The 26,524-nt window shown below is 43.6% G+C and carries 24 protein-coding genes; 9 read left to right on the top strand and 15 right to left on the bottom strand.

What is annotated here, in order from left to right; all coding sequences use genetic code 11:
- Positions 1–114: 114 nt before the first annotated feature.
- The 7 genes from LAQ65_RS07950 to LAQ65_RS07920 all read right to left on the bottom strand — a co-directional run bounded on the left by LAQ65_RS07950 (position 115) and on the right by LAQ65_RS07920 (position 7,033).
- Complete coding sequence (locus LAQ65_RS07950) at positions 115–1,374, bottom strand: NRAMP family divalent metal transporter (RefSeq protein ID WP_224116415.1); 1,260 nt, start codon at positions 1,372–1,374, stop codon at positions 115–117.
- 46 nt (positions 1,375–1,420) lie between these two features.
- The gene (locus tag LAQ65_RS07945) at positions 1,421–2,092 is read right to left on the bottom strand and encodes a response regulator transcription factor (protein WP_224116414.1); all 672 of its coding nucleotides are present in this window, start codon (positions 2,090–2,092) and stop codon (positions 1,421–1,423) included.
- Positions 2,082–2,906, bottom strand: coding sequence for a sensor histidine kinase (locus LAQ65_RS07940; protein ID WP_224116413.1), 825 nt, complete (start codon positions 2,904–2,906; stop codon positions 2,082–2,084). The genes LAQ65_RS07945 and LAQ65_RS07940 overlap by 11 nt, the downstream gene beginning before the upstream one ends.
- The gene (locus tag LAQ65_RS07935) at positions 2,906–3,541 is read right to left on the bottom strand and encodes a hypothetical protein (RefSeq protein ID WP_224116412.1); all 636 of its coding nucleotides are present in this window, start codon (positions 3,539–3,541) and stop codon (positions 2,906–2,908) included. The genes LAQ65_RS07940 and LAQ65_RS07935 overlap by 1 nt, the downstream gene beginning before the upstream one ends.
- A 36-nt stretch (positions 3,542–3,577) precedes the next feature.
- Positions 3,578–3,982, bottom strand: a complete 405-nt coding sequence (locus tag LAQ65_RS07930; protein ID WP_224116411.1) for a hypothetical protein — start codon at positions 3,980–3,982, stop codon at positions 3,578–3,580.
- 119 nt (positions 3,983–4,101) lie between these two features.
- Complete coding sequence (locus LAQ65_RS07925) at positions 4,102–4,239, bottom strand: hypothetical protein (RefSeq protein WP_224116410.1); 138 nt, start codon at positions 4,237–4,239, stop codon at positions 4,102–4,104.
- A gap of 523 nt (positions 4,240–4,762) precedes the next feature.
- On the bottom strand, positions 4,763–7,033 hold the full coding sequence (locus tag LAQ65_RS07920; protein WP_224116409.1) for an aconitate hydratase: 2,271 nt from the start codon (positions 7,031–7,033) through the stop codon (positions 4,763–4,765).
- A gap of 161 nt (positions 7,034–7,194) precedes the next feature.
- Between LAQ65_RS07920 and LAQ65_RS07915 the strand changes: the two genes are divergently transcribed.
- Entirely contained in the window at positions 7,195–7,416 is a 222-nt protein-coding gene (locus tag LAQ65_RS07915; RefSeq protein WP_224116408.1) for a PspC family transcriptional regulator, read from the top strand.
- On the opposite strand, the gene LAQ65_RS07910 is transcribed toward LAQ65_RS07915, so the two are convergent.
- From LAQ65_RS07910 to LAQ65_RS07900, 3 genes are all read right to left on the bottom strand, one after another.
- The gene (locus LAQ65_RS07910; protein WP_224116407.1) at positions 7,413–7,946 is read right to left on the bottom strand and encodes a DUF1572 family protein; all 534 of its coding nucleotides are present in this window, start codon (positions 7,944–7,946) and stop codon (positions 7,413–7,415) included. The genes LAQ65_RS07915 and LAQ65_RS07910 overlap by 4 nt on opposite strands.
- Before the next feature lie 20 nt (positions 7,947–7,966).
- Positions 7,967–9,664: a gamma-glutamyltransferase gene (gene ggt / locus LAQ65_RS07905; protein ID WP_224116406.1), complete on the bottom strand. Its 1,698-nt coding sequence runs from the start codon at positions 9,662–9,664 to the stop codon at positions 7,967–7,969.
- Positions 9,665–9,729: 65 nt separating this feature from the next.
- Complete coding sequence (locus LAQ65_RS07900) at positions 9,730–10,197, bottom strand: hypothetical protein (RefSeq protein WP_224116405.1); 468 nt, start codon at positions 10,195–10,197, stop codon at positions 9,730–9,732.
- A 293-nt stretch (positions 10,198–10,490) separates the two neighbouring features.
- On the opposite strand from LAQ65_RS07900, the gene LAQ65_RS07895 reads away from it, so the two are divergent.
- The 4 genes from LAQ65_RS07895 to LAQ65_RS07880 all read left to right on the top strand — a co-directional run bounded on the left by LAQ65_RS07895 (position 10,491) and on the right by LAQ65_RS07880 (position 17,980).
- Positions 10,491–12,983 carry a M14 metallopeptidase family protein gene (locus LAQ65_RS07895; protein WP_224116404.1) on the top strand — a complete coding sequence of 831 codons (2,493 nt, stop codon included), beginning with the start codon at positions 10,491–10,493 and terminating at the stop codon, positions 12,981–12,983.
- A gap of 60 nt (positions 12,984–13,043) precedes the next feature.
- Positions 13,044–15,548, top strand: coding sequence for a PIG-L family deacetylase (locus LAQ65_RS07890; RefSeq protein WP_224116403.1), 2,505 nt, complete (start codon positions 13,044–13,046; stop codon positions 15,546–15,548).
- Between the two features lie 296 nt (positions 15,549–15,844).
- Positions 15,845–17,542 carry a sodium:solute symporter gene (locus LAQ65_RS07885; RefSeq protein WP_224116402.1) on the top strand — a complete coding sequence of 566 codons (1,698 nt, stop codon included), beginning with the start codon at positions 15,845–15,847 and terminating at the stop codon, positions 17,540–17,542.
- 9 nt (positions 17,543–17,551) lie between these two features.
- Positions 17,552–17,980 (top strand): hypothetical protein, encoded by a 429-nt coding sequence (locus LAQ65_RS07880; protein WP_224116401.1) that lies wholly within the window; start codon positions 17,552–17,554, stop codon positions 17,978–17,980.
- 40 nt (positions 17,981–18,020) lie between these two features.
- On the opposite strand, the gene LAQ65_RS07875 is transcribed toward LAQ65_RS07880, so the two are convergent.
- Genes LAQ65_RS07875 through LAQ65_RS07865 form a run of 3 tightly spaced genes read right to left on the bottom strand, consistent with a single transcriptional unit; the run spans position 18,021 to position 20,797 of the window.
- Positions 18,021–18,857, bottom strand: coding sequence for a DUF2911 domain-containing protein (locus tag LAQ65_RS07875; protein WP_224116400.1), 837 nt, complete (start codon positions 18,855–18,857; stop codon positions 18,021–18,023).
- Positions 18,858–18,890: 33 nt separating this feature from the next.
- Positions 18,891–20,120, bottom strand: coding sequence for an energy transducer TonB (locus LAQ65_RS07870; protein ID WP_224116399.1), 1,230 nt, complete (start codon positions 20,118–20,120; stop codon positions 18,891–18,893).
- Positions 20,120–20,797 carry an RNA polymerase sigma factor gene (locus LAQ65_RS07865; protein ID WP_224116398.1) on the bottom strand — a complete coding sequence of 226 codons (678 nt, stop codon included), beginning with the start codon at positions 20,795–20,797 and terminating at the stop codon, positions 20,120–20,122. Before LAQ65_RS07865 ends, LAQ65_RS07870 begins: the two co-directional genes overlap by 1 nt.
- Between LAQ65_RS07865 and LAQ65_RS07860 the strand changes: the two genes are divergently transcribed.
- Complete coding sequence (locus LAQ65_RS07860; protein ID WP_224116397.1) at positions 20,798–22,756, top strand: vWA domain-containing protein; 1,959 nt, start codon at positions 20,798–20,800, stop codon at positions 22,754–22,756.
- Here the strand turns inward: LAQ65_RS07860 and xerD are convergent, their stop codons facing one another.
- The gene (gene xerD, locus LAQ65_RS07855) at positions 22,757–23,668 is read right to left on the bottom strand and encodes a site-specific tyrosine recombinase XerD (protein ID WP_317196991.1); all 912 of its coding nucleotides are present in this window, start codon (positions 23,666–23,668) and stop codon (positions 22,757–22,759) included.
- A 68-nt stretch (positions 23,669–23,736) separates the two neighbouring features.
- On the opposite strand from xerD, the gene LAQ65_RS07850 reads away from it, so the two are divergent.
- Positions 23,737–24,258, top strand: a complete 522-nt coding sequence (locus tag LAQ65_RS07850; protein WP_224116396.1) for a YkgJ family cysteine cluster protein — start codon at positions 23,737–23,739, stop codon at positions 24,256–24,258.
- 8 nt (positions 24,259–24,266) lie between these two features.
- On the opposite strand, the gene LAQ65_RS07845 is transcribed toward LAQ65_RS07850, so the two are convergent.
- Positions 24,267–24,617, bottom strand: coding sequence for a YraN family protein (locus LAQ65_RS07845; RefSeq protein ID WP_224116395.1), 351 nt, complete (start codon positions 24,615–24,617; stop codon positions 24,267–24,269).
- A gap of 34 nt (positions 24,618–24,651) precedes the next feature.
- Here LAQ65_RS07845 and manA point away from each other — a divergent pair, with 34 nt between their 5' ends.
- On the top strand, positions 24,652–25,860 hold the full coding sequence (manA, locus tag LAQ65_RS07840) for a mannose-6-phosphate isomerase, class I (protein ID WP_224116394.1): 1,209 nt from the start codon (positions 24,652–24,654) through the stop codon (positions 25,858–25,860).
- 67 nt (positions 25,861–25,927) lie between these two features.
- Positions 25,928–26,491, top strand: coding sequence for a DUF6580 family putative transport protein (locus LAQ65_RS07835; RefSeq protein WP_224116393.1), 564 nt, complete (start codon positions 25,928–25,930; stop codon positions 26,489–26,491).
- The last annotated feature ends 33 nt before the right edge of the window (positions 26,492–26,524 follow it).

Genomic DNA, 26,524 nt, shown 5'->3' with positions numbered 1-26,524 from the left:
TGTTAGTAACTTAACGTTTATTCATTCCAGTTATATATTATAAAATTATAATCAGTGAATGGGGGAGAGAAATGTTTTTAGTGTTTATGATTTATAATCAATCAGTTTTGTGCTTTATAGCAAGGCCTGGTAAGCCAGGAAAAGGGAAGCGCCTGCCATAACAATTAAAGTTATCCATCCTATCCAATTAGCTTTCCTGCTATTTGTATAAATACCCATGATGTTTTTATTATTGCAGATATGGAGGATAATGCCGATCAGGATGGGGGCTATCATTCCATAAAGTACTGCTGTGTATAGCAGGGCTTTGACCGGGCTTATCTCCAGGAACTGGATCAGTAAACCAAGAATAAGAGAAACGGTTACTGTCCCATAGAATCCTTTGGCTTCGTGAAATTTTTTATCGAGGCCTTCTTCCCAGTCAAATGCTTCTGAAATCATATAGCTTATGGATCCGGCAAGCACAGGTATAGCCAGCAGGCCGGTGCCGATAACGCCAAGGGCAAAAAGTGCATAGGCGCTTTTACCGGCTAGTGGTTCAAGCGCCATGGCGGCTTCTTCTACTGAATTGATATTATATATTCCTGCGCTGAAGAGCACATTGGCTGCTGCAAGGATAATAAAATAGAATACTATATTGGTCAGAAACATACCGCCCTGGACATCAGATTCCATGGCGGAAATCATCCGTTTATCTACTACAACATTCTTTTGGGTGATCTCTTCCACTTCCATAGAAGTTTGCCAAAAAAACAAGTAAGGCGAGATGGTTGTTCCCAGGATACCCACCAAAGCGAGGAAATAATCAATGTCATTTTCGAATTTCGGGATAAAGGAGCTTTTCAGCGCACCTAACCAGTCTGTTTTAGTTATGAATGGAATAAACAGGTAGGCAAATAAGGAAATGCAGAGCCATTTTAAAACAGTGGCAATTTTCCTATAGCTCCACACGATTATACTGTACAACAACAGCATGGTAAAAAATATGGAAAAAGTCCAGGGAGGGATGACTGGAACCAGTAAGTTGGCAACTGCACCCATGCCTGCAATATCAGCCCCGATATTGAGAATGATTGAGGGAAAGCTGATCAGGATGACCATATAAAGTAGAGCCTTAGGGTAATGGCGTTTAATAATTCCTGTTAGTCCCATTTTTGTCACCAGTCCGATCCTCGCGCACATTTCCTGGATGCCTACCATCAGCGGGTAGGAGAGGATTGCGGTCCAAAGTAGTGAATGTCCGAATTTAGCACCTGCCTGGGTGTATGTTGCGATACCCGAAGGGTCATCATCACTGGCGCCTGTAATTAGTCCGGGACCTAATAGTTTTAAAAATTTATGGAATTTCGAACGTTTTTTGCCAGCTTTCTTCATGTGCTGTAAATTAAGAAAGATTGGCTTCCGAAAGGTCTCCCAAATATCATCCGGCACTGACCCAGCCAAGCCGGATGGCAAAAAGAACCAGTCCAACCCTGCTTTTTACCTGAAGTTTTTCAAAAAGGGCTTCGCGGTAACCGTCTATGGTCCTTTCGCTAAGTTTCATCGTGTTGGCGATTTCTTTATAGGTCAGTTCGGATGCAGCATGTTTCAGAAATTCCATTTCCCGTTCAGAGAGTTTTATACCCTGTTCCTGCTCCTTTTCTTCTTTGTGGATGGTATGAATTAATTTACCGGTTACGTATTCAGAATAATAGAAACCTTTTTCGATTATTTCCGTCATTGCTTTTTCCAATTCAGCCTCGGTAGAATCTTTTAGCAGGTATCCCCTGCATCCGGACCGGATCATCTGGATAACTGAAGATTCATCATCATTCATACTGAGGGCCAGCAGCCTGATAAGGGGAAACCGAGTTGAGATTTCACGGGCGGTTACTACTCCATTCATCACCGGCATGTTTATGTCCAGGATTGCAATATCTGGCTGAATTGTTGCCTTCGAAAGTTCTTCCAGTAAAGCGCTGCCATTAATAGCCTGGATGATAACCTCAAAGCCCGGTATATTATTAATCAGTTGTGAAAGCGATTGAACGATTAAACGGTGGTCATCTGCAATGGCTACAGTGTATTTTTTTATTGCCTGGTTAGCTGGCATTGTCAATTGATTTTGGCAGGGTGATCATAATTTTAGTTCCTTGTCCGGGAGCAGTTATAATCCGGAGGTCTGCACCAACCAGTGCCGCTCTTTTCTGAAGGTTTCTTAAACCGGATCCTGATTCGGTAATATTCCTGTTTGTGGTTTCCTGTTTGACAAATCCGGTACCGTTGTCATTAATATCCAAATGGAAATTAGTAGGGGTATAATTCATAGAAATGGTGATTTCACTTGCAGCGGCATGTTTAATGATATTATTCAGGATTTCCTGTACCATTCGGTAAATCACTATTTCTTTTTTTGCATCAATGGAAAAGTCTTCCCCTTCAGTACTGAAATTACAGGTGATCATCGCGCTTTGTTCTATACGCTTAAGTTCGAATTTAATGGATTCCCGAAGGCCATAGGTAGATAGCATATCGGAATTCAATCCTTTAGAAAGCATCCGGATATATTTAATAACGTCAGCAAGCAGGCCGTTGGTGTCCTGGATTCTTTTTAACTGGTGATGGCCATCCAATTCCTTTTCCAGGATATTCAGATTGATCCTTGCAACACTAAGTAACTGGCCCATATTATCGTGAATTTCCTGGCTAACATCGCGCAGGGTTTGGTCGCGGCTTTCAATCTGGGTAGTAAGTACCTCTTTCTCGTATGTTTCTTTTAATTGTTCCTTTTCATGCTGTTGTTTAAGCCGGCGGCGCTGGCTGGCGAGTATAAAATAAATCACAAAGCCGCTCAATGCCAGCATGATAATCACTGATGCGGCCAAAGTAAAAATGATTTCAAATCTGGTTGCATTGATAAGCAACATTATTGCAAAGGTTTCTTTTTCTGGATGACGAAATTCAGGATAAAGGAACTGTAAAATATCCATTCACTGATGATCAAAAACAAAATGATGCTATTTTGGCCATCCCCTTCCAGAAAGTTATAAACACCCAGGGTGAGAAAGGAGGAAATTGAGTTTATCAGGATGCCCAAACAAATGAAGAATGAATGGAAATAAATGGTTTCATGCCAACTGTAGTGTTCAAAAAGTATCGCAATATAAAAGAGTACCTGCAATACCAGGAAAATGCTGATTAAGGTAATTATTACTGTATTTAGTTCTTTTATAGGGGACTGGAAGAATAATCCATTCAGTAAGGCTGCAATAACTACAATTGGAATAGTCAGCTGGAACAGTTTTTTAAAACGGCCCATTTCTTCAGAAAGCGCCAGGGTTAATAAGATAAAATAAAGTGGGCGAAAGACATGATAAAGTGGAAAATTATTCCTGAAGTATTTACTCATAAGGCTCTCCAGGATTTCACCTGCAAATGCAACAAGAAGGAACAGCCAGAAAAGTCTGTTTGCTTCTGAAAAACTGGACTGCCTGGAAAAGCCAACTAAAATGCCAAGACCTATAATCGCAAGTTTAATATAAGTGGCGATCGTTAAGTCCATGGTTTATGAAGGGCTTTTTAAATGGTTTATTAATTATTATTTGCCGCATTGCGTTGGGCAGGGATAGTATACCATATAAGTTGTTATTCCAAGAGGTCCGCTGTAATCCTTACTTCTTTTATAATTTAAAATATCCTTTGTTCCGGAAACCAGGAATACAGGGCTTTTAAATTCCGGCGTTTTACCATAATAGATCATAATACCATTAAGACCCTGTTCAGTCCTTATCGCGTCAATAATTTTTATGGGGATATACATTCCCTGCCTGAAATCAGCCTTAAATTTCGGATCGTCTTCGTAGTTTTTTCTGTAAATTTTTGCAGAGTCGTCACTGATTTCCCTGACCTGGAAATTTTCCGGAGTAGAAACATAGGTCAGTTTCTTGCTATAGCAGGATGCTAACAGGATTAAGGTGAATGCTGCTAAAAATAACTGTTTCATAACCTGAAGATTGGTTGGTTGATGTATTTGAAGTTAATTTAAATGAGGGAGGGAAACCAGGGGAAATGTGGAATGCCCCTGGTTGTATTGTTAAGGTAAGCAAACTAATCTACCGTAAATCATTCCTTTCGGTTCAGTTTATGGTGGTTTTGCCTTTTTTGGTAGAGGATAACCATCATGGTAAGAATGGTCATGCCTGCCAGGATAATCATTAACCAGGGAAGCACCAATATAGATAGTTCCAGTGTTTGTTTCATAACTGAGCTTTGGGGATTTTGCACTCTGGGAGCCGGTAAGGATGTGGCGTCATTTGACAACCACAACCATGACCGACTGAACCTGATTTACAACATTAAAAATAGCAGATGAATTTTTGATGGTGAAGGGGAGAATCCACTATTTCAAGGGGTGTTTTTCCCGTAATGATGTGATCGCGGTGACGGATATGCGCATTCTTCAGCATAATAAAAAAGGGCCGCCATAACGCGGGCCCTTCAGTCGGTTTCAGATACCTGTTGGACCTGGCTGGATATTTCTCTTCACTGGTGGGGATCACCCGGATAAGGAAATGGTTTAATGGTAATTTGTTCAGGAAGCATCCCGACCTGTTAAAGCTAATATGGTTAGTTCTGTCTATCAGTGGGTGTTTGCACCCATATAGAAGGGTATTTTTCCCGTATGGTTTTCACCCGCCGGGTACTACCCGGCGGGTGAAAACCATACGGGAAAAAAAAAGGCCGGCATCAGAAGATGCCGGCTTTTTAGAAAATGTGGAATTGATTAGTTGCTTGTGAATTGCTTCCTGATAATATTCAGGGCCGCACCTGCTTTAAACCATTCAATCTGTTGTTCATTATAGCTATGGTTGGCCAATATAGTATGGTTACTGCCGTCTTTATGGTGCAATACAATCTCCAATGCTTTTCCAGGAGTAAAACTGGTCAGACCAATTATGTCGATAGTGTCGTCTTCCTGGATCTTGTCAGAATCACTCTTATCTGCAAAAGTGAGGGCAAGCATACCTTGTTTTTTGAGATTGGTTTCATGGATACGCGCAAAGCTTTTAACGAGAACTGCCCGAACACCAAGGTGCCTGGGTTCCATCGCTGCGTGTTCGCGACTTGAACCTTCACCGTAGTTTTCGTCTCCTACAACCAGGCTGCCAATTCCTGCGGCCTTATAAGCACGCTGGGTATTGGGGACAGTACCATATTCCCCTGTAAGTTGATTTTTTACAGAGTCTGTTTTTTCATTAAAGTAATTCACCGCGCCAATCAAAAGGTTATTACTAATGTTGTCGAGGTGGCCACGGAATTTCAACCAGGGGCCGGCCATTGAAATATGGTCAGTAGTACATTTGCCTTTTGCCTTGATCAGTAGTTTAAGTCCTTTCAGGTCAGTGCCTTCCCAGGCTGCAAATGGGTCAAGCAATTGTAATCTTTTTGAAGCCGGATCAACCAGTACCTGTACTTTACTGCCGTCAGCAGCCGGGGCCTGGTAGCCTGCATCCTCAACTGAAAATCCTTTTGGAGGAAGTTCATAACCAGTAGGGGCATCTAATTTAACCTGCTCCCCTTTATTATTGGTCAGGGTATCGGTAATCGGGTTAAATCCGAGGTCACCGGCTATAGCGAGGGCTGTAACCAGTTCCGGAGATCCTACAAAAGCCATTGTGTTGGGGTTACCATCAGCGCGTTTTGCGAAGTTCCGGTTGAAGGAATGTACAATAGTGTTTTTCTCTTGTTTTTCTGCGCCAACACGTTCCCACATACCAATACAGGGGCCACAGGCGTTGGCGAAAACACTTGCACCTATGCTATTGAAAACTTCCAGGAAACCATCCCTTTCAATTGTATAGCGGACCTGTTCCGAACCCGGGGTAATGTGAAATTCGGATTTAAGCGTTAATCCTTTTTGGGCAACCTGTTTAGCCAGGCTAACGGCCCTGCTGATGTCTTCATATGAAGAGTTGGTGCAGGATCCGATTAATCCCACTTCTATTTTTAAAGGCCAGCCGTTTTTAACAGCTTCTTCCTTCATTTTTGACAGAGGCGTTGCCAGGTCGGGTGTGAACGGCCCGTTCAGGTGTGGTTCCAGTTCGTTCAGGTTGATTTCAATTACCTGGTCGAAATATTTTTCCGGATTTGCGTACACTTCTGCGTCGGCAGTGAGGTGTTCGCGTATACCATCTGCAAGGGCCGCAACTTCTTCCCGGCCTGTGGCTTTAAGGTAACGGCTCATGCTTTCGTCATATCCAAAAGTTGAGGTAGTTGCACCGATTTCAGCACCCATATTACAAATGGTGCCTTTTCCTGTGCAACTCATGCTGGTAGCACCTTCGCCAAAATATTCAACTACAGCGCCGGTTCCGCCTTTTACAGTAAGGATGCCGGCTACTTTAAGGATTACATCTTTCGGAGCTGTCCATCCGCTGAGTTTGCCAGTTAATTTAATACCGATAAGTTTGGGCATTTTCAGTTCCCAGGCCAGTCCGCTCATTACATCACAAGCGTCGGCACCGCCAACGCCAATGGCGATCATACCCAGTCCGCCGGCATTTACAGTGTGTGAGTCTGTTCCGATCATCATTCCCCCGGGAAATGCATAATTTTCAAGAACAACCTGGTGAATAATACCTGCGCCCGGTTTCCAGAATCCAATACCATATTTATTGGAAACAGAGGCCAGGAAATCATATACTTCACGGCTATCGTTTATGGCACGTTCAAGGTCTACTTTACTATTGTCTTTAGCCACTATCAGGTGGTCGCAGTGAACCGTAGAGGGAACTGCAACTTTGTCGCGGCCCGCCTGCATAAATTGAAGCAGGGCCATCTGGGCTGTTGCGTCCTGCATGGCCACACGGTCTGGTGCGAAGTCAACATAACTAGTTCCTCTTTCAAGAACCTGGGTGGCGTTACCCTGCCAGAGGTGGGCGTATAAAATTTTTTCTGTCAGTGTGAGGGGACGGCCAACTACATTACGGGCGGCATTTACCCTGCCGGGGAAGTTGGCATACACTTTTTTAATCATCTCGAGGTCGAAAACCATAGCTATGAATATTTGAGTTTTGATATTTTCCCTTTCTGATCCCGGTCCTGAAGAAACCCAGCCCCGGGATGGGGGAGCCAGAACCGCGAATTTACCGATAATTGCAATCCCTTTAACACCTTTTCGATGGTGAAATTGATGAAAATTACTAATTTGGCAGTATGAAGAACTTCAAACACTTTATAGAGTGGCACGTGTTTGGCGTTTGCTCCTACCTTGGTGAAAAGATGGGCATAGCCCCGGCCACAATTCGCAGGTATTTCATGTATGTATCTCTGTTGACCATGGGTTCCCCCATAATTTTTTACATTTTCACTGCTTTCTGGATGAATATTAAACAGTATATAATGGAGGGGAAGCGTAATCCACTGAGGAATTTCTAGTGCGGTTTGAATTTTTGGTCCATCTCTTTATTGAACTGGTCTGATCCCCCTTTTGGGATGGAAACCGAAGTCCATTTTTCCCCTTTTATCATTTTTGCGATATACACAATTTGGCCGACGTGCGATGCATAATGTGCAAGTTGCCGGTTAAGGGCATCCAATACCAAATGGGGCTCCTGCCGGATAGTAATGGTATGTAATAATTGACCGGGTTCCAGCGAGTTGATAGCCTGGAAAAGGCATTCCCAGCCTGCTTCCCAATCACCCGCCGGGTAATACCCGGCGGGTGATTGGAACTCTTCTTCGCGTTGCCGCCAGGGTTTTTCGCCATCTTCGGTAATAAAATTGGTGAAACGGCTTTTCATATTGCCATGAAGGTGGCGGACAATGATAGCGATACTGTTTGATCCTGGCGCCGGCTCGTAAAAAAGGTCGGACTCCTCTAGCTGGGCCATAGCTTTTTCTCCAAGCGTTTTATACGCTAAAAAATGGCTCCGGATACTTCGGATATAAGAACTTTCAAAAGACATGGTCTGGGGATTTAATGTTATTAAAAGCCTTCAGCGGTGTCATCGCCTCTTTTATCGCCAACTGCTTCAATTGTACCATTATTTAATATTTTAATCACATCTGTCCTGCCGATTTGTTCACGTTTGTTTACTGTATAGCCCATTTTCTGTAATCCGGTAATAATTTCATCAGGAAAGTCATTTTCAATGAAAACCACATCTGGTAGCCATTGCATATGAAATTTTGGTTTGTTTACTGCATCGTAAGTGCTCAGTTTAAAGTCTATCAGGTTAAGCAGTGTCTGGTAAACCGACGTAGTGATTGTTGTGCCCCCTGGGGTGCCTGCAACAATGTATGTTTTCTTGTTTTTCAGTACAATTGTAGGCGTCATCGAACTTAGCATGCGTTTACCCGGAGCAATGGCATTGGCTTCACCACCTATCGCGCCATACATGTTTGGTACGCCTGGTTTTATACTGAAGTCATCCATTTCATTATTCAGCAAAAAACCGGCACCACCAACAACTGTATAACAACCATATCCGCCATTAAGAGTTGTTGTAACAGAAACAGCATTACCGCTTTTGTCAACAATGCTGAAATGGGTGGTTTCTTCGCTTTCTTTGTTTACAACTCCTGCCTGGATCTTTTTACTGTCGCCAGCGCTATCGGGGTTGTATAAACGCAATCTTTCTGATATGTAAGTTTCACTGGTAAGTTGTTTAACGGGGACCTTATAGAAATCAGGATCGCCCAGGAATTTTGCCCTGTCTGCGTATGCAAGCCTTTCAATTTCAGTCATCAATTGTACTGCTTTTAAGGAATGAAAACCATAATCGGCTATCGGAAACCGGGATGTCATTTTCATCATCATGGGAAGTAATACCCCGCCGCTGCTTGGTAAAGGCATGGTAATGACTTCATACCCTTTATAGGAAAACTGTGATGGTTTTTTTTCATTTGCAGTGTATTGCTTCAGATCTTCATACCCAATTATACCATTCCCCCGTTGCATTTCCTCCACGATTAGCCGGGCTGTTTCGCCTTCATAAAACCCTTTCTGGCCTGCTGCCTTAATTCTCTTTAGGGTTTGTGCCAGGTCTTTCTGGATAAGGGTATCACCGGCTTTCCATGGCTGTCCTTTTACAAATGCAACCGGGCGGGTATTGTATTTGATGAAATTTGGCCGGTCTTCGTTAAGTCCACCTGCTTCTGCAGCTGTAATGATAAAGCCTTTTTCCGCAAGGTCAATTGCCGGTTGGATCAGGTCTGAAAAAGGCAGTTTGCTGTATTTTTTTGCGGCAAATATTCCAGCGATGGTGCCGGGAACCCCAACTGCAAGATGACCATTCTGGCTTTTATCCAGATTGGGATTTCCGTTTGCGTCGAGGTACATATCGCGATGGCCTTTTATTGGTGCTTTCTCCCGGAAATCAATTGTGGTGTTAGTCCCGTTGGATAAGTGTATTACCATGAATCCACCACCGCCAATATTGCCTGCACCCGGGTATACAACTGCAAGGGCCAGTTGTGTGGCAATTGCAGCATCAACTGCGTTGCCGCCTTTTTTCATTATCATTACCCCAACCTGGCTGGCGAGCGGATGTGCAGATACCACAGCTCCTTTCCTGCCCGTGAAGTTTTTATTGATGCTGTATTGGTAAGGGTTGATGGTTGATTGTGCAGCAGAAAAAAGTGCAAGTTGAAGAGTAGCGACCAGGGTCAAAGAAAATTTCATGCTAATTTGATTAGGCATTAAAAATAACGATTCTTCACCCGCCGGGTATTACCCGCCAGGTAAAATTATTCAAGGATAAGTTTTTTCATTTCGGGGCGGAATGCATATGCATTCATATGGTGATGCATTTTAATTTGATCAATACCCCCGAATAAATCAATAAAGAATTTTGTTTTTATAAAGCCTGGATTTCTGCTCATGTACAGGTGGTAAGAGGAGTATTCCCAATCTTCCCAATTAAGGGTAATACCATGGTGCAGGGGATTTCTGTGGGCATACCAGAAAACCCATGCCAATTGGGCTTCATCAAGAATCGGGATTCGGTTGAACGGGCTCATGAACAGACCACCTTTCCGCTGGTATAGCCCATTGAAAGCCTTGCCATAAGTACTTTGCAAAGTGCCTATACTGTTACAGAGAAGGTCATGGGTAGTTGTTTCATGCGTCTGTAAAACCAGATGATAATGATTTGACATCAGGCAGAATGCATGAATGTCTGCAATGGGAATCAGGTATTTTTCAATACAGGCCATTCAATCAGAATAATCTTCTTTTCTTCTGAAAAGTAATTCGTTGCCTATTGCACGGTTGCAAATATGGGCGAAGCTGCCTGGTCTTATTTTGGGATAATTTGAAGCCATGTGGTAAAAATCCAATTTCCAGTTAATTCATAGTAGCGTGAAATAGCGTTAATACAAACCGTTTATTCATCGTTCTACACCCGCCGGGTTTTACCCGGCGGGTGTAGAACATAATTCATTAGCTTCACAGCTTGTTTTTTCAACCAGTAATTCTGTTTGTATATACGATGAAAAAATTCTTTTTTATGGCCATATTGGTGCTGGCAGGTTTGATTTCTTTTGCCCAGCTGCTGTCACCGGAGCAATTTCTAGGGTATCCTGTCGGAACCCGGTATACTCCTCATTACCGGATTGTACTATATTTCCAGCATGTTGCCCAGCAGGTTCCCGGCCAGGTCAAGTTAGAACAATACGGATCTTCCACAGAAGGCAGACCGCTGTTACTGGCAACTATCACTTCCCCCGAAAATCTGGCTAACATAGAACAGGTCAGAATGAATAACCTCCGGCTTGCCAATGTTGCTAAAGACAAGCAAGTGCCTGTTGAAACTGCGCCTGTTATAATTTGGCTGAGTTATAATGTGCACGGTAACGAAACTTCCTCTTCTGAAGCAGCAATGCTTACCTTATACGAGTTGGCTAATCCTGCAAACCAGCGATTCCGCGACTGGTTGAAAAATACAGTTGTGCTGATAGACCCCTGCCTGAATCCGGATGGCCGTGACCGTTACGTGAATTGGTATACATCTGTAATTGGGAACAGGATCAACCTGCAACCACATGCCCGTGAACACCGTGAACCATGGCCAGGCGGCAGGACCAACCATTACAATTTTGACCTTAATCGCGACTGGGCCTGGCAATCGCAGGCAGAGAGCCGTGCAAGAGTGAAGAAATATAATCAATGGCTTCCACAGGTGCATGTTGATTTTCACGAACAGGGATTTAATGAACCCTATTATTTTGCACCGGCTGCCGAACCTTACCATGAAGTGATTACAAAATGGCAGCGCGAATTCCAAAATACGGTAGGTAAAAATAATGCCCGTCATTTTGACGAAAATGGCTGGTTGTATTTTACAAAACAACGCTTTGATTTGTTTTATCCATCTTATGGGGATACCTATCCGATATACAGCGGATCCATAGGCATGACTTTCGAGCAGGGCGGGATCCGTTCGGGGCTGGGCATCCTTAATGAAGATGGAGATACGCTAACTCTTCGGGACAGGGTTATGCATCATTTCACCACCGGGATCAGCACAGTAGAAGTCACTTCTCTGAACGCTGCAAAACTTGTTCATGAGTTCCGCAATTACTTCAACAATGCGATCAATAAGCCTGCCGGTGAATTCAAATCGTGGTTGGTGAAAAATGACAGTACGGACAGGATTGCAAGGCTGAAGCAGCTGCTGAACCAGAATGAAATTGACTGGTCATATGCCAATGCAGGAAATTTACAGGGCCTTAATTTTTTTAACGGTAAACAGGAGTCTTTTAAAGCTGAACCTGGCGATCTTGTAATCAATGCAAATCAACCGAAGGGTAATCTTATCAAAGTGCTTTTTGAAAGGAAATCTAAACTCAGCGATTCAGCAACATACGATATTACAGCATGGTCCATTCCGTTTGCCTATGGATTGAAAACCTATGGGATGGCGAATTTCAGTCCGGCAAATTCAAATAGTTTACCTGAAGCGCCACAAAAAACGTTATCAGAAAACGCATATGCATATGCGATAAAATGGGATGGACTGAATAGTGCAAAATTCCTATCCGGGTTGTTGCAGGCGGGTGTCAGGGTAAGGTATTCGGAGCAACCCTTTATAACCGGTTCCGAGCATTTTGATAAAGGCACTTTGCTTGTAACAAAAACATCCAATGAAGGAAGGCCTTTGCTTGAGGCTGTTGAAAGTGTCGCTAAACGGACTGGGACAACCGTCTATTCACTCAGTTCGGGATTTGTGGACAAAGGATTTGATTTTGGTTCTGACCGCGTCCGGATCATTAATGCTCCAAAAGTCGCACTGCTGTATGGAGAAAATGTATCCTCCCTGGGAATGGGTGAAATCTGGCATTTCTTTGATCAGCAATTAGGATACCCGATTACCATTATCAGTGCTAATGACTTTCTTCAGGGTGGGATGAGTCATTATAATGTATTGATCCTTGCAGATGGTAATTATGATTTTCTGGGAAAGAAAGATGCCAATGATGAACTGAAGGGTTGGGTACGTCGCGGTGGTAAAATAATTGCCATTGAAAATGCAGTGGCCCAAATGGCAAAGGCCGACTGGGGTATTAAATTACGACGTGATGAAGATAAAAAGGATGAATCAGGAAAAACAGATTACAGCGTTTTGAAAAAATATGAGAACCGTGAACGGGATGAATTGGTGACAAGTATGCCCGGTTCCATTTTTAAACTGGAACTTGACAATACTCATCCGCTTGGCTTCGGTTATCCGGAATTTTATTATACCCTAAAACAGGATCCTAATATTTATGAATTCATGGACGATGGTGGCTGGAATGTAGGCATCATCAAAAAGGATAATTATGTTAGTGGTTTTGCCGGCAGTACAGTAAAAGAAAAGTTAAAAGACGGACTATTAATTGGCACCCAGAATTTTGGCCGGGGGCAAGTGGTATATTTCGCTGATAATCCTATTTTCAGGAGTTTCTGGGAAAATGGAAAGTTGTTGCTGAGTAATGCGGTTTTCCTGGTTGGACAATGAGTTCTCTCTATTTCACCCGGCGGGAATTACCCGGCGGGTAAAGTTTAAACCTTTATAGTGATGAAAAGATTGATTTCGGGGTTTTGCCTTGTGTTGGCCGGCCTGGTTATTAAGGCACAAACACCGCAAACCTATTCCTCTTCGGATATTTTGCTGAGTTTACAAAAACTCAGGGTATTGGGATCCGTATTATATGTTGCGGCGCATCCCGACGATGAAAATACCCGCTTACTGGCTTACCTGTCTAAGGAAAGAAAATTCAGGACTGGGTACCTGTCTATCACGCGCGGGGATGGTGGACAAAACCTGATAGGCGATGAACAGGGCATATCCTTAGGGTTGATCAGAACACAGGAATTGCTCGCTGCAAGGAGAATTGACGGGGCTGAACAATTTTTTAGCCGGGCATATGATTTCGGATTCTCCAAATCAACAGAAGAAGCTTTAAGGATATGGAATAAAAATAAAATCCTGGGTGACGTTGTTTGGGTTATCCGGAAATTTCGCCCGGATGTGATTATTACCCGCTTTCCTCCGGATAACAGGGCCGGGCACGGCCATCATTCGGCATCGGCAGTATTGGCCATTGAAGCATTCAAAGCTGCAGCAGACCCCGCACAATTTCCGGAACAGCTGGCATTTGTAAAACCCTGGCAGGCAAAACGCATTCTTTGGAACACCTTCAATTTTGGCGGGCTCAATACCCAGAACGAAAATCAATATAAAATTGACGTTGGTGTGTATAACCCGCTCCTTGGCAAGGGTTATGGTGAACTGGCTGCTGAAAGCCGCAGCCAGCATAAGAGCCAGGGGTTTGGTGTTCCAAGGCAAAGAGGGTCATCTTTCGAGTATTTTTCAGGAACAGCCGGAGACTCTATTCAAACCGATCTTATGGATGGCATTGAAACCAACTGGAACAGGGTGGGTGGTGGATTTGTCAACCAGTCAATCGATAGTATTATCGCTGCATTTAATCCAATGGCCCCTTCAGCTATTGCACCGGCATTATTTGCATTGCGGCAAAGGGTATCCGAAAAGATAACAGATGATTACTGGCGCGAACAAAAACTAAGGGAAATTAACCAGGTGTTGAAATCTGCGCTGGGTTTATATTTTGAAGCGGTAGCAGGACAGCAGGTGGCGGTTACGGGCGATTCATTGCAGGTTAGTTTCAGCATTGTGAACAGAAGTAATATCCCTGTAAATAATGTAAAAATTTCCTACCTGGATACGGCTTTTCAATTAACACCTGAAACGAGGCTGAACCAGCAATATTCCATTACCTATAAGTACCTCGTTCGGGAAAGCTTCCTTGCCGACCAGCCTTACTGGTTGCGGGAACAAATGGATACCGGGAGTTTTAATGTGGAATCACAGGCGCTGATAGGTTTTGCACAAAATCCAAAAAATGATGTACACCTAAGTTTTACTGTTGGCAAATATTCTTTCAGGGATGACTATCCGCTTTTATACAAATTCACTGATCCGGTTAAAGGTGAAATTTATCAGCCTGTTTTTACTGTGCCCCCCATTGTTGTAGGTGCTATGCCTACGGTTGTCCTGAATAACCTTCAGCCTCATCACCCACAGGAATTGCAGTTAACTTATAAGAGCTATGCACAGCTTGACACGGTTAAAGGTAGTATCCGTTTTGAACTGAAAGGCGGGAACAGCCTTAAGGATAAAAATATGGGCTACCCGTTAGCCCGTCCAAAGAACATCCTGCAGGTCATAACACTGCCTTTTGATTCATTATTTGCGAAAGAAAAACCACAACAGATTTATCCCTGGATAGAAATCCCGGGAGATGGCAAAGCAATAGGGTACAATAATGCCATGAAACTGATCCAGTATGACCATATTCCCACAGTTCACTATTTCTTTCCCAACAGTATTAAGGTGGTTAATGAAGAAATTAAAGTTGTTGGCAAACGCATTGGGTATATTCCGGGTTCAGGTGACGGTGTTGCAGAGGCCCTTAAACAAATGGGATATATTGTTGAAATCCTTGATGACGCTGCCCTTGCATCAACAAACCTGCAGCGTTTCGACGCCATTATTACAGGAGTTCGTGCCTATAATGTGAAAGAGTCACTGAGTAATTATTATGATAAACTTATGGACTATATCGCAAAGGGCGGGAACCTGGTTGTGCAATACAATACCTCCAGCCAGATAGGCCCGGTTAAATCTAAAATCGGCCCTTATCCATTCACCATATCACGTACAAGAATAACCGACGAAAAAGCTGTTGTTAGTGTGACTAATCCCGGGCATGACATAATGAATTTCCCAAATAAAATAACGCAAAAGGATTTTGAAGGCTGGATCCAGGAAAGAAGTATATACCATGCGGCCAATTGGGATAGCCATTATGAAACTATCTTTACCATGAATGACACTGGTGAAAATCCAGATTCCGGCAGCCTGATTATGGCCCGTTATGGGAAGGGATATTTTGTATATACGGGTATGGTTTTTTTCAGGGAATTGCCTGCAGGTGTTCCCGGCGCATACCGCCTGCTTGCCAACATTATTGCATTGAACCAAAAGAAGGGATTTTAATATGGCTTCTACAAATCAGGGAAGGAGAGATATCGGCATTGCCATTTGCATCATACTTGGATTGATAATCGGCACCTTTATAAAACGGGTTACTATTGGTCTGGTTATTGGGCTCACATTAGGTCTGTTGGCATCCGGATTGATATCCGGCCGGAAAAAATAAGAAATTAAAGCAGTCATATGGAGAATGAAAAAAAGATACCTCTGTTTAAATCCTGGCGGCACTGGTACATTTTTTTACTGGTAGTGCTGTTGCTGGAAATTATTGGCTTTCATTTTTTTACACAACATTTTTCATGAGCGGCCTTGATTGGATTATCCTCATTACCACCTTAACAGGCATCATTGCCTATGGCCTGTACAGGAGTACTACCAGCAAAAACCTGGATGGATATTTCCTAAGCAACCGTTCAATGCCCTGGTACCTGATTTTGCTGAGCATCATGGGTACCCAGGCCAGCGCAATAACTTTTTTGTCTGCCCCAGGCCAGGCATATTCCGATGGTATGCGATTTGTGCAATACTATTTTGGCGTTCCCCTGGCCATGATCGTTATCTCCATTTTTTTTGTACCCATCTTTCATAAGCTGAAAGTATTTACAGCCTACGAATTCCTGGAAGGAAGATTTGATAAAAAAACCCGCACGTTCACCTCTTCCCTTTTCCTGGTATCCCGCGGACTTTCAACTGGTATCAGTATTTATGCGCCAGCAATAATCCTCTCGTCCTTATTAGGCTGGAATATATACTGGACCAATATTTTCATGGGCGGACTGTTGATTATTTATACTGTAAGTGGCGGAGCTAAAGCCGTTGCATATACGCAGCAATTGCAATTGCTGATCATTTTTTCAGGAATGTTTATAGCGGCTTATATGATGGTTCACCTGTTGCCTGATGGTGTCGGGTTTATTGATGCCTTAAAAGTGAGTGGCAAACTGGGCAGGTTAAATGTCATTACTACCGGTGTGAATAAAAATGGATTTGACTGGACCGACAGGTACAATATATGGAGTGGTATAATCGGCGGCTTCTTTCTGTCGCTATCCTATTTCGGAGCAGACCAAAGCCAGGTGGGGCGATACCTTACCGCAAAGGATATTTCTGAAAGCCGGATAGGGTTACTGATGAATGGGTTAATCAAAGTGCCCATGCAATTTGCTATTTTATTAATTGGTGCCCTGGTATTTGCTTACTATCTGTTTAACCCTTCGCCAGTTTTTTTTAACCAGGCTGTCACTGGTAAGATAAAGGATCCGATAGCTTCACAGCGATTACTCGATATCGAAAAAAACTACCAGGAACTGTCAAGTCACCAGTCCAGCCTGGTACGTGAATTTGTACAACAACCAAAGAATGTAAAACTGGCAGATGAAATACGTGCCAACCAGAAGGGGCTTGACGAAACAAGGGCGTCCTATAAATCGACCCTTAAAGCAGCTTTGCCGGCAGCAGATGTGAATGATACTAATTATATATTCCTCAGGTTTGTCGTGGATCACCTGCCCAAAGGACTGGTGGGGTTGCTGATTGCAGTAATTTTCCTGGCTGCCTGGGGAAGTATTGCAGCCGCACTCAATTCACTGGCGTCATCAACTATGTGCGATATCCACAAGCAATATGCGAAAACAACTGAAACACCATTACAGGAATATCGCCTGTCTAAATTGTATACCTTAGGCTGGGGTATTTTTTGCATTATAGTTGCCCAGTTTGCCAATAATATGGGAAGCTTGATTGAAGCAGTTAATATCCTCGGTTCCTTATTTTATGGCGTTATGCTGGGGATTTTCCTGATCGCGTTTTTCTTCAAAAATATTGGCGGGGATGCAACTTTCTGGAGCGCCATATTTACTGAATTACTGGTCATCTGGCTTTTCCTTAAAACAAATGTTGGGTTCCTATGGCTTAACGCCATTGGTGCGATCATTTTAGTGTTTCTGGCATTTATAATCCATGCAACGCTTTGGGGGATCAATCGGTCAAAGAGCTAAACTTAGTGAATGACCCCGCGGCTGGTTTGTATAGCAGGTACTTTCATTGTATTACTTCTTTCAGGCGGATGCAGCAAAGAGGAAGAGAAAACGCTTTCGGGCCGTGAATTGATGGGAGTTTGGGTAGATGTTCAGCATCGTGCAGATACCCTTGTGATTTATAAAGAAAATGATGACCTGATTTTATTTGATAACTCAATGGCCTACAGATTGCATGCCAATGCAGCCGAACTTCGCAGGTCTTTCAGTTATAGTATCCATCTAAAAAACAACGCTATTGATATTGCTCAGTACGGCCATTTAAAGATTGCCGGAGATTTTAAGCGGTATTGGTTTAACTGGCTTCAAAAGGGGGTTCTGTTCAACCTTCCTTCAAGTTCTATCAGGCCATTTATTAATTGTACGGATTGCCAGCTTTGTTTCGAGAGGGTAAAATGAAAATACCTGGCACCATCTGGATACCAGGTATTGAAATAGATTATTTCAGGGTTGCCAGTAATTTCTGGTTCAATGTAACGTAATCGTCGTTTTTCGCAGCTTTAGCCAATTCAATGGATTTGTTTGCTGATGCAATGGCATCCTGTTTACGGCCCAGTTTAGCAAGGCAATTGGCTCTCTGGTAATAAACCCAGAAGGCTGTAGGCGTTTGCTCGATTGCTTTGTCGAACCAGGCAGCAGCCTTATTCAGGTCCTTGCCGTTCTCCATGTAGTACATAGCAGAGGCAAAATAAGGACGATTGTCCTTGTTCATCAGTTCATCGATCTGTTTGGTGATCTGTTCATCGATATTAGCGGTGATGGGCACCACAATCGCGGTTTTATCCCAAATGATGTCCATATTCATACTGTTCGCTTTGATATCGTCGAATGTGATAATTAAATTCTCTACGGTCAATGGCAATTGGGTAGGTTTAACCTGTGCCCGAACAACATCCTGGTCTTGCTTATAAGCAGCCGGACTGGTTACATCCAGTTGCTTGGATAATATAACAGTCCATTCTGTTTCACCCGGAATAGTCAATAATCCGTATTTGCCAGCTGGAACAGCTTTGCCGCCAAAAACCACATCTTCGCCAAATGTAATTGTGGTTGCACTGTTGGCACCAGTACGCCAAACTTTTCCGTAAGGAACCAGATCGCCGAAAATTTTCCGACCTTTTATTGCTGGGCGTGAGTAAGACAATTCAACTGAAGACAGGGCAAATTCCTGCTTTACAGTAGAAGTGGGACTTGGCGCGGGAGTGCGCAATTGCTGTGCTTCTGCCTGCTGAAGGAAGCATACTGCAATTGCCATAAATAAGATCAATTTCTTCATCGTAGCATAATTTTAGTTCCCAAATTTAGGGCATTAAAACGGTACGATCACATAAACCCCAGCTTTACGGCCTTTGAGTATTTTCCAGGCTGGTCCCTCCTTTACCAGCCTGATGGCTTCACTATCAAGTGTCGGGTGCAATGACTGCTCGATCGAAAATTCAGATAACTTTCCTTTTGTGGTCACTTCAAAATAGACCACCACATTCCCGTGGCGTTGAACCAGGCTGTCGGGAATAACCATATTCTTTTTTAAGTATTCATTATAATCGTTCCACCCAATTACAGGAATCGCATTCTGAACTTTTACAGTAAGGTCTTTTTGTTTCTCCTGTTGTTGGGGTGCGGCGGATCTTTTTCGTGCTCCATAGCCCTCAGCTACAACCTCATCTGCTGCGTTGCTGGCCGGTTTCAGGTTTACTGCCAAATCTTTGTTGCTATCGGCTACCAATACGAGTAGTTCGTTGGATTCATATCCTGCAGAAGTGATTTTTAACTGTGCAGCGGTGTCTGTAACCGGAATCTGAAACCGGCCTTCTGCATCGGTAACAACATTTATACCGGCTGCCTTTCCTGCCAGGCTAACGGAAGCGCCTTCAACTGGCTGTTGTTGCTGGTTGCGGACTACACCCCTGATGACATATTTTTCTTCCTGTTTGGCATCCGATGGAACTGGCATTTTTGCTGTAACCGCAGCCGGTTCTGTTTCCTTGCCGTCTTCCAGCTTTTCAGTGTTCAATTCTATTGAACCTGGTTTCGGGGATGATGGCATAAGTTGTGGAGAGGGCATGATTTTTTGTTTCGGCCCCAGCACTGCAACGTCTCCAGGTAAAGGGTGGGAAGTATCAACGGCCGGTGAAGGCTTAGCCTTTGCCCGATCAGGTGCTGTTGCCTGGACAGTAGGTTTTACGACAATGATTTCAGATTCGTTTTTCGGAAGTAACAGGAGGTAACCCCCTATACCGGCAGAGATAATAAGTATTGCAGCAATTGCCGGTTTCCACCAATTGTTTGGGAAAGGCTTTTTAATGTCATTGGAAATACGACGCGAAAGCCGCTCTTTCAACTCGGCAAGATGAGCAGGCTGAAGACCTGGATGGTTAGCTTCCAGTTGCCCAAATCCTTCCATTGCATCTGCCAGGAACGGATCGTCGAGGGAGGCCCTCTCCATCGCATTCATCTGTGCAGGAGTTAACTCGCCATTCCAGTATTTTGCAATATCGGAAGCAGTGTATTGGTTCATATCGTCGTTACGCCCGGGCATCAGCTATTTTTATCCATACATATTTTCAGGTTCCTGCGGCCATTTTGAATAAGGCTGCGCACTTTATTCCATTCCATCCCTGTGTGTAAAACTATCTCATTGTACGATTTCTCTTCCAGGTAAAATAGTATTACTGTCAATTGCTGTTCCTGGGTCAGTTTTTCGAGGCATTTCTTCATCAATTCAAATTGAGCCTCTTTATGCAGGCTGCCATTCAGATGCAGGTTTTCTTCAGATTGCATAAGTTCAGGTGGCAGTGCAATTGTTTTTTTACTTTTCCCACTGCGCAATTGCATTAGGCAATGATTTTTCGCCAATGCATATAACCAGCTTTTGAAATACTCCACTTTATGCTTTTTTAATTTCTCCACCAGTTCTTCAAAAATCTGCATTACAGCATCACGGGCAAATTCAGGGTCCTCCATGTATTTCAGGCAAAGTCCGTATACAAGGTCCATATACCTGCTGTACAATTGCCCCAATATGTCGAGGTTCCCGGTTTGCCGGTAAGACTGAACCAATTCGTTATCGGTTGCAGTTGTGTCTGTTATGTTACGCAGGAATGCCAAAATGTTCAAAAGCAATATAATATTAACCTGGTGCTTAGGGTGGAAAAAATATTTTAAAAGGAATTGTGTAATACTGGAAATGGCCGCATCCAAATGGAAAATAATCATATGCGAACCATTAAACGCTCCATGGGAATAATTTGTATGCTGCTCCTGGCAGTTATGCTATCTGCCGCCCTTCGGCCTGTTCAAACCACCGTAAAGGGAATTGTAAAAGATGCTGCAACAAAGAAACCCTTAATTGGCGTGACACTCCAGGAAAAAGGGAGTAACCATTCTGTTCAAACAGGGGCTGACGGAAGGTTTAGTTTAGCCATAAATAGTAGTCCGGCAATTGTAGAAATCAGTCTTGTCGGCTATACATCACGGTCAGTAACCATAAGCCAGCCGGGGAAGGAGTTGGAAATATTCCTTCAGCCCGGGGGGCAAGAATTGGAAGAAATTGTGGTTACGGGCTATGGAATTAAAAAAGAGGCGGAGCCATTGGGCGCTGTTACTGGGGTAAACCAAAGCCTGCAGGGGAAGGCGGCTGGTGTGCAGGTCAGGTTAAGGGGCAGCCGGGCTTTGCCGGGTAACTCTCCGGTTATTTACGGTTCGGCTGATCAGGGTTTCAATACGGAAGAATATAGTGCAGTCCATGAGAATAATTTCCTTTCAGTTACCGGAAACCCCGTATCTACGTTTTCCATTGATGTTGATGCTGCTTCCTACAGTAATGTAAGGCGGTTTCTGCAACAGGGCCAATTACCTCCTCCGGGTGCGGTGCGGACAGAGGAGTTGATCAATTATTTTGATTACGATTATGCTCAACCGACGGACAACCGGCCATTTGCTATCCATACCGAAATAGTGGAATGTCCCTGGAACAGGCACCACCACCTCGTTTCCATTGGCCTGCAAGGCAGGAAAATCCCGGTGGATAACCTGCCGCCCAGCAACCTTGTTTTCCTGATCGATGTATCCGGTTCGATGATGAGCTGGAATAAATTGCCTCTCGTAAAAACATCCCTTAAATTATTAACGGACCAATTGCGGGAACAGGATAAGGTTGCCCTGGTGGTATACGCCGGTAATGCAGGAGTGGTTTTACCAGCAACTAGTGGAGCAAATAAAACAGGAATAAAGGAAGCCATTGACGCCCTTGAAGCCGGGGGTTCCACAGCAGGTGGCGAAGGGATCAGGCTGGCCTATAAAATCGCAAAGGAAAATTTTAGCAAGGCGGGGAATAACCGCGTAATCCTTTGTACCGACGGTGATTTCAATGTAGGTGCATCAAGTGATGCCGATATGGAAAAATTGATTGAAAAAGAGCGGGAATCGGGCATTTTTTTAACAGTCCTTGGGTATGGAATGGGGAATTACAAAGACAGTAAAATGCAGTTGTTGGCCGATAAGGGAAATGGCAACCATGCTTATATAGACGGCATTGCTGAAGCCAAAAAAGTATTGGTGCATGAATTTGGCGGAACCCTGTTCACCATTGCCAAAGATGTAAAGCTGCAGATTGAATTTAATCCGGTTAATGTTTCCGCCTATCGCCTGATCGGTTATGAAAACAGGTTATTGCAGAAAGAAGATTTCAATAATGATAAAAAAGATGCGGGTGACCTGGGCAGTGGCCATACGGTTACTGCTTTATATGAAATAATCCCAACTGGTGTGAAAGATGTTTTCATTGACAGCGTAGATGTTTTAAAATACCAAAAATTACCAGCAGTTCCGGTAGCAGCGAATGGTGAAATAATGCAGGTGAAATTCAGGTATAAGCAACCTGATGGTAATGAGAGCAGATTGATTGTTAGGACTATTGAGAAAAAGGACCTGCTGATGCTGCCGCAAGCCTCGCAAAACTTTCTTTTTGCAGCGGCCGTAGCAGAGTGGGGAATGTTGTTGAATAATTCCTTATTTAAACAGGAGTCATCCTTTGAGCATATTATAAAAATGGCTGGCAAATCAATAGGTGTGGATGAACATGGATACCGTAAGGAATTCATTAAGCTGGTGAAAAAATCAGCTGTTTTATATGTGACAAGTGAACCTGAAGAAAGCGACCTGAGTGATAATTAATCAGTGAAAAGCCGGATGGAAATTCGCCAGCGTCTTGCGCAGGAATTCCCGGTCGAGGTGGGTGTAGATTTCAGTAGTAGTAATACTTTCATGGCCAAGCATTTCCTGTACAGCCCTGAGGTCTGCACCCCCTTCAACCAAATGTGTGGCAAAGGAATGCCGGAAGGTATGTGGTGAAATACTTTTAGTGATGCCGGCTTTTTTCGCCAGTTCCTTAATCAGCAAAAAGATCATTACCCTTGTTAATGCAGTTCCCCGTCGGTTAAGGAATAGGATGTCTTCATTGCCGGGTTTGATTTCCTGGAACCGCCGGGTATGTTCGCGGTATATTCCAATTTGGCGGATTGCGTTATCACCAATCGGTACCAGCCTTTCCTTATTGCCTTTTCCGACAACTCGTATAAATCCGCTTTCCAGGAAGAGGCAGGAAATCTGTAAGCCAACCACTTCACTCACCCGCAATCCGCAGCTGTACATGGTTTCAAGGATGGCTTTGTTTCGTTCACCTTCGGGCTTACTGCGATCAATGGCATTTATCAATAATTCAATTTCAGGGAAACTCAGGGTGTCAGGTAAGGTCCTTTTCAGTTTGGGTGATTCCAGCAAAACAGTTGGATCCTCCCTGGTAATTTGTTCCGTAAGGCAATAGGTATAAAAACTGCGTAAACCGGAAAGTATCCTGGCCTGGCTGGTTTGTGTCATGCCCAATTCCCCGATCCAGCGGATAAATTGCTGGAGGTGCTCCATGGTCAGCTGGTCGGGATTGTACATCCAACCCTGCAGCTGCAGGTATTGAGTGAGTTTTTCTATATCGTGCAGGTAAGCCGATACGGAATGGTCCGATAAAGATTTCTCCAGTCGCAACCATGCCTTGAATCCTTTTTTATAAGCTACCCACATTTGTGCAGACAAAATTTATTCTGCGGCAAATTAAGCATTGAATCCTTTATATTGCGGTTTTAAAAATTACAAAAGCCAGCATGAGTGCCCAGAGCAATCCCCGCGCAGTAAACCTTCGTCAGTTTAAGAAGCAGGTAAAGGATAATAAAAGGAAATTTAAAAGATTCCTAACTAAAATCGAAACGGAAAGGCCCAGGGGGTTGGACAAGCTTACACCGGTTTTAGATAAGGAAGTTTGGGAAGAAGTGGATTGCCTTACCTGCGCGAACTGCTGCAAAAAAATGAGCCCCACTTTTTCGCAAAAAGATATCACCCGCATTTCAGCCCATCTCAATATGACCGTTCCGGCCTTCAAGGAAAAGTGGTTGTTTTTTGATAAGAAGGACAAAGACTGGATGAACGTAAAACAACCCTGCCAGTTCCTTGACCTCAAAACCAATATGTGTTCAATTTATGAGGTGAGGCCTGCTGACTGTGCCGGTTTTCCCCACCTTACCAAAAAGAAGCTGGTGGATCATGTGGATACACATAAACAAAACATTGAGTATTGTCCGGCTACTTACAAAATGGTTGAGAAAATGAAAGCCAGGCTGAATCCCTGATTTCACCATCAGGAAATATCTTCCAGTAAAAAAATGGAATTCCCTTTTATGTTGAGGTTTATGGCCAGGATATCGAATTGCATCCTTCGCCACTGCGGATGCTCTTCCTGGTAAGCGGCAGCGGCTTCCTGCAAGTGTTTTATTTTTCTCCGGTTTACCTGCTCTTCAGGCAGGCCGAAAAAATCTGCACGTCTTGTTTTTACTTCAATAAAATGTAGTATCCCATTTTTACAGGCAATAATATCAATTTCCTTGCGCCTGTATTTCCAGTTCCTGGACAACAAATCGTAACCTTGCTTTAACAGCCATTCTGCGGCAATCTGTTCGCCAAAACGGCCGATGTCTAAATGGGTGGACAATATTCCTGTTTTACTGTATTTTCGAAGTACTACTATGGGAAAACAAAATAAAATATTTGCGCTGGAAGGCAAAGTGCAGCATTATCAATGGGGTGGTTTCACCTACCTGCCTAAGTTGTTATCACGGTCAAATGAACAACAGCAGCCTTTTGCCGAATACTGGCTGGGGGCACATGTGCAGGGGCCGTCTCAAATTGCCGGAAATGGATTACTTGATGGTTTTCTCCGGGAGCATCCGGAAGCACTTGGAAAAGTAGTGCGGCTTAAATTCGGCAGCCTGCCATACCTGCTGAAAATACTGGATGTAAGGGATATGCTTTCCATACAATTACACCCCACCAAAGCTGATGCTGTAGCCGGCTTTAAGCAGGAAAATGAAAAGGGCATACCGTTAACTGCTGCTTATAGGAATTATAAGGATGATAACCATAAACCCGAGCTTATGGCAGCTTTGGGAGAGTTTTGGCTATTGCACGGATTCAGGGCACCCGCATCGATGATTAATATCCTGCAGGAACAACCGGAATTGCAGTTCCTGTTGCCGGTTTTTAAGAAAGGCGATTATGAAGCAGTTTACCGCCTGGTGATGGAAATGGATGTTTTGGAAGTGAAAGAAAGATTGCAACCATTACTAGATCGAATCATACCATTATACCAGGCAGACAGGTTGTCCAAGGCCAGTCCCGATTTCTGGGCCGCCCGGGCCGCCCTTACATTTAACCAGCCTGGTTCAATTGACCGCGGAATTTTTTCAGTGTATCTTCTAAATCTCGTGCGTATGGATAAGGGCGAGGGCATTTTCCAGGATTCCGGCATTTTGCATGCATACCTTGAAGGGCAGAATGTGGAGATTATGGCGAATTCTGATAATGTATTGAGGGGCGGATTAACCCCAAAGCATATTGATGTGCCGGAATTAATGAAACATGTGCGGTTTGCACCGGTTGTGCCGTCGATTTTAAAGGGGGAAACGATGAATGCCTATGAGAAAAGGTATCCCACTCCGGCTGCAGATTTCGAATTACATGAAATTCACCTGGACAAAGGGGACAGGTATCCGCTGAAAGCCAGTACTGTAGAAATCCTGATCGTAATAGAAGGTGAGGTAAATGCGGATTCAGCTGGTAGCCCGGCGCTGGCTGTTCACCAGGGGGGAAGCCTTTTGCTGACAGACGGAGCGGATATTGTTTTGACTTCCGCTAAAGGAGCGCTTATTTATAAAGCAACTGTGCCTTCAGCATAGATTGAAGAATCTAAACTGGCAAATAGCAAGTTTTCAGTTATTTTTGCCCACACATAGTTAATAATATATGAAACTGAATAGATCTATATTGATTTCCCTGGTGCTGCTTATTATTGTAGCCGCATTGTACCGCATTATACCTTCCCGCCCGCTTGGGTTTGTACCGCATATAGCTATGGCCTTATTCGGGGGCGCAATAATTAAGGACCGCAAATGGGCTTTTGCGCTGCCGATATTCTCTATGTTCCTAAGTGACGCCTTATACGAATTGTTGTACCGTGCAGGTATGAGCGATATACAAGGTTTTTATGAAGGTCAACTGACCAATTATATTTTGTTCGCAGGATTAACGCTGATTGGTTTTGCAATTCGCAAAGTCAATATATTTTCAGTTGCCTTAGCATCATTGGTAGCACCAACAGTTTATTTCCTTTTATCTAATTTCTTCGTATGGGCTGCCGGCGCAGGTTTTCAGCGGCCTAAAACATTTGGCGGTTTGCTGGAATGCTTTGCTGACGGCCTTCCTTTTTACAGGGGTAACCTGGTTTCTACAATAGTATTTTGTGCTGTTTTATTTGGTGGCTATTATATGATTGTAGCACAACGAAAAATGCAACAAGTAAAAGGCTAAGCACTATCTCGCGATTTACGATTCACCATTTAC

Source organism: Flavihumibacter profundi (assembly GCF_020076305.1).
GTDB classification, from domain to species: domain Bacteria; phylum Bacteroidota; class Bacteroidia; order Chitinophagales; family Chitinophagaceae; genus Flavihumibacter; species Flavihumibacter profundi.
Note: the sequence above shows the minus strand (reverse complement) of the source record. Positions and strands in the feature narration are given on the sequence as shown.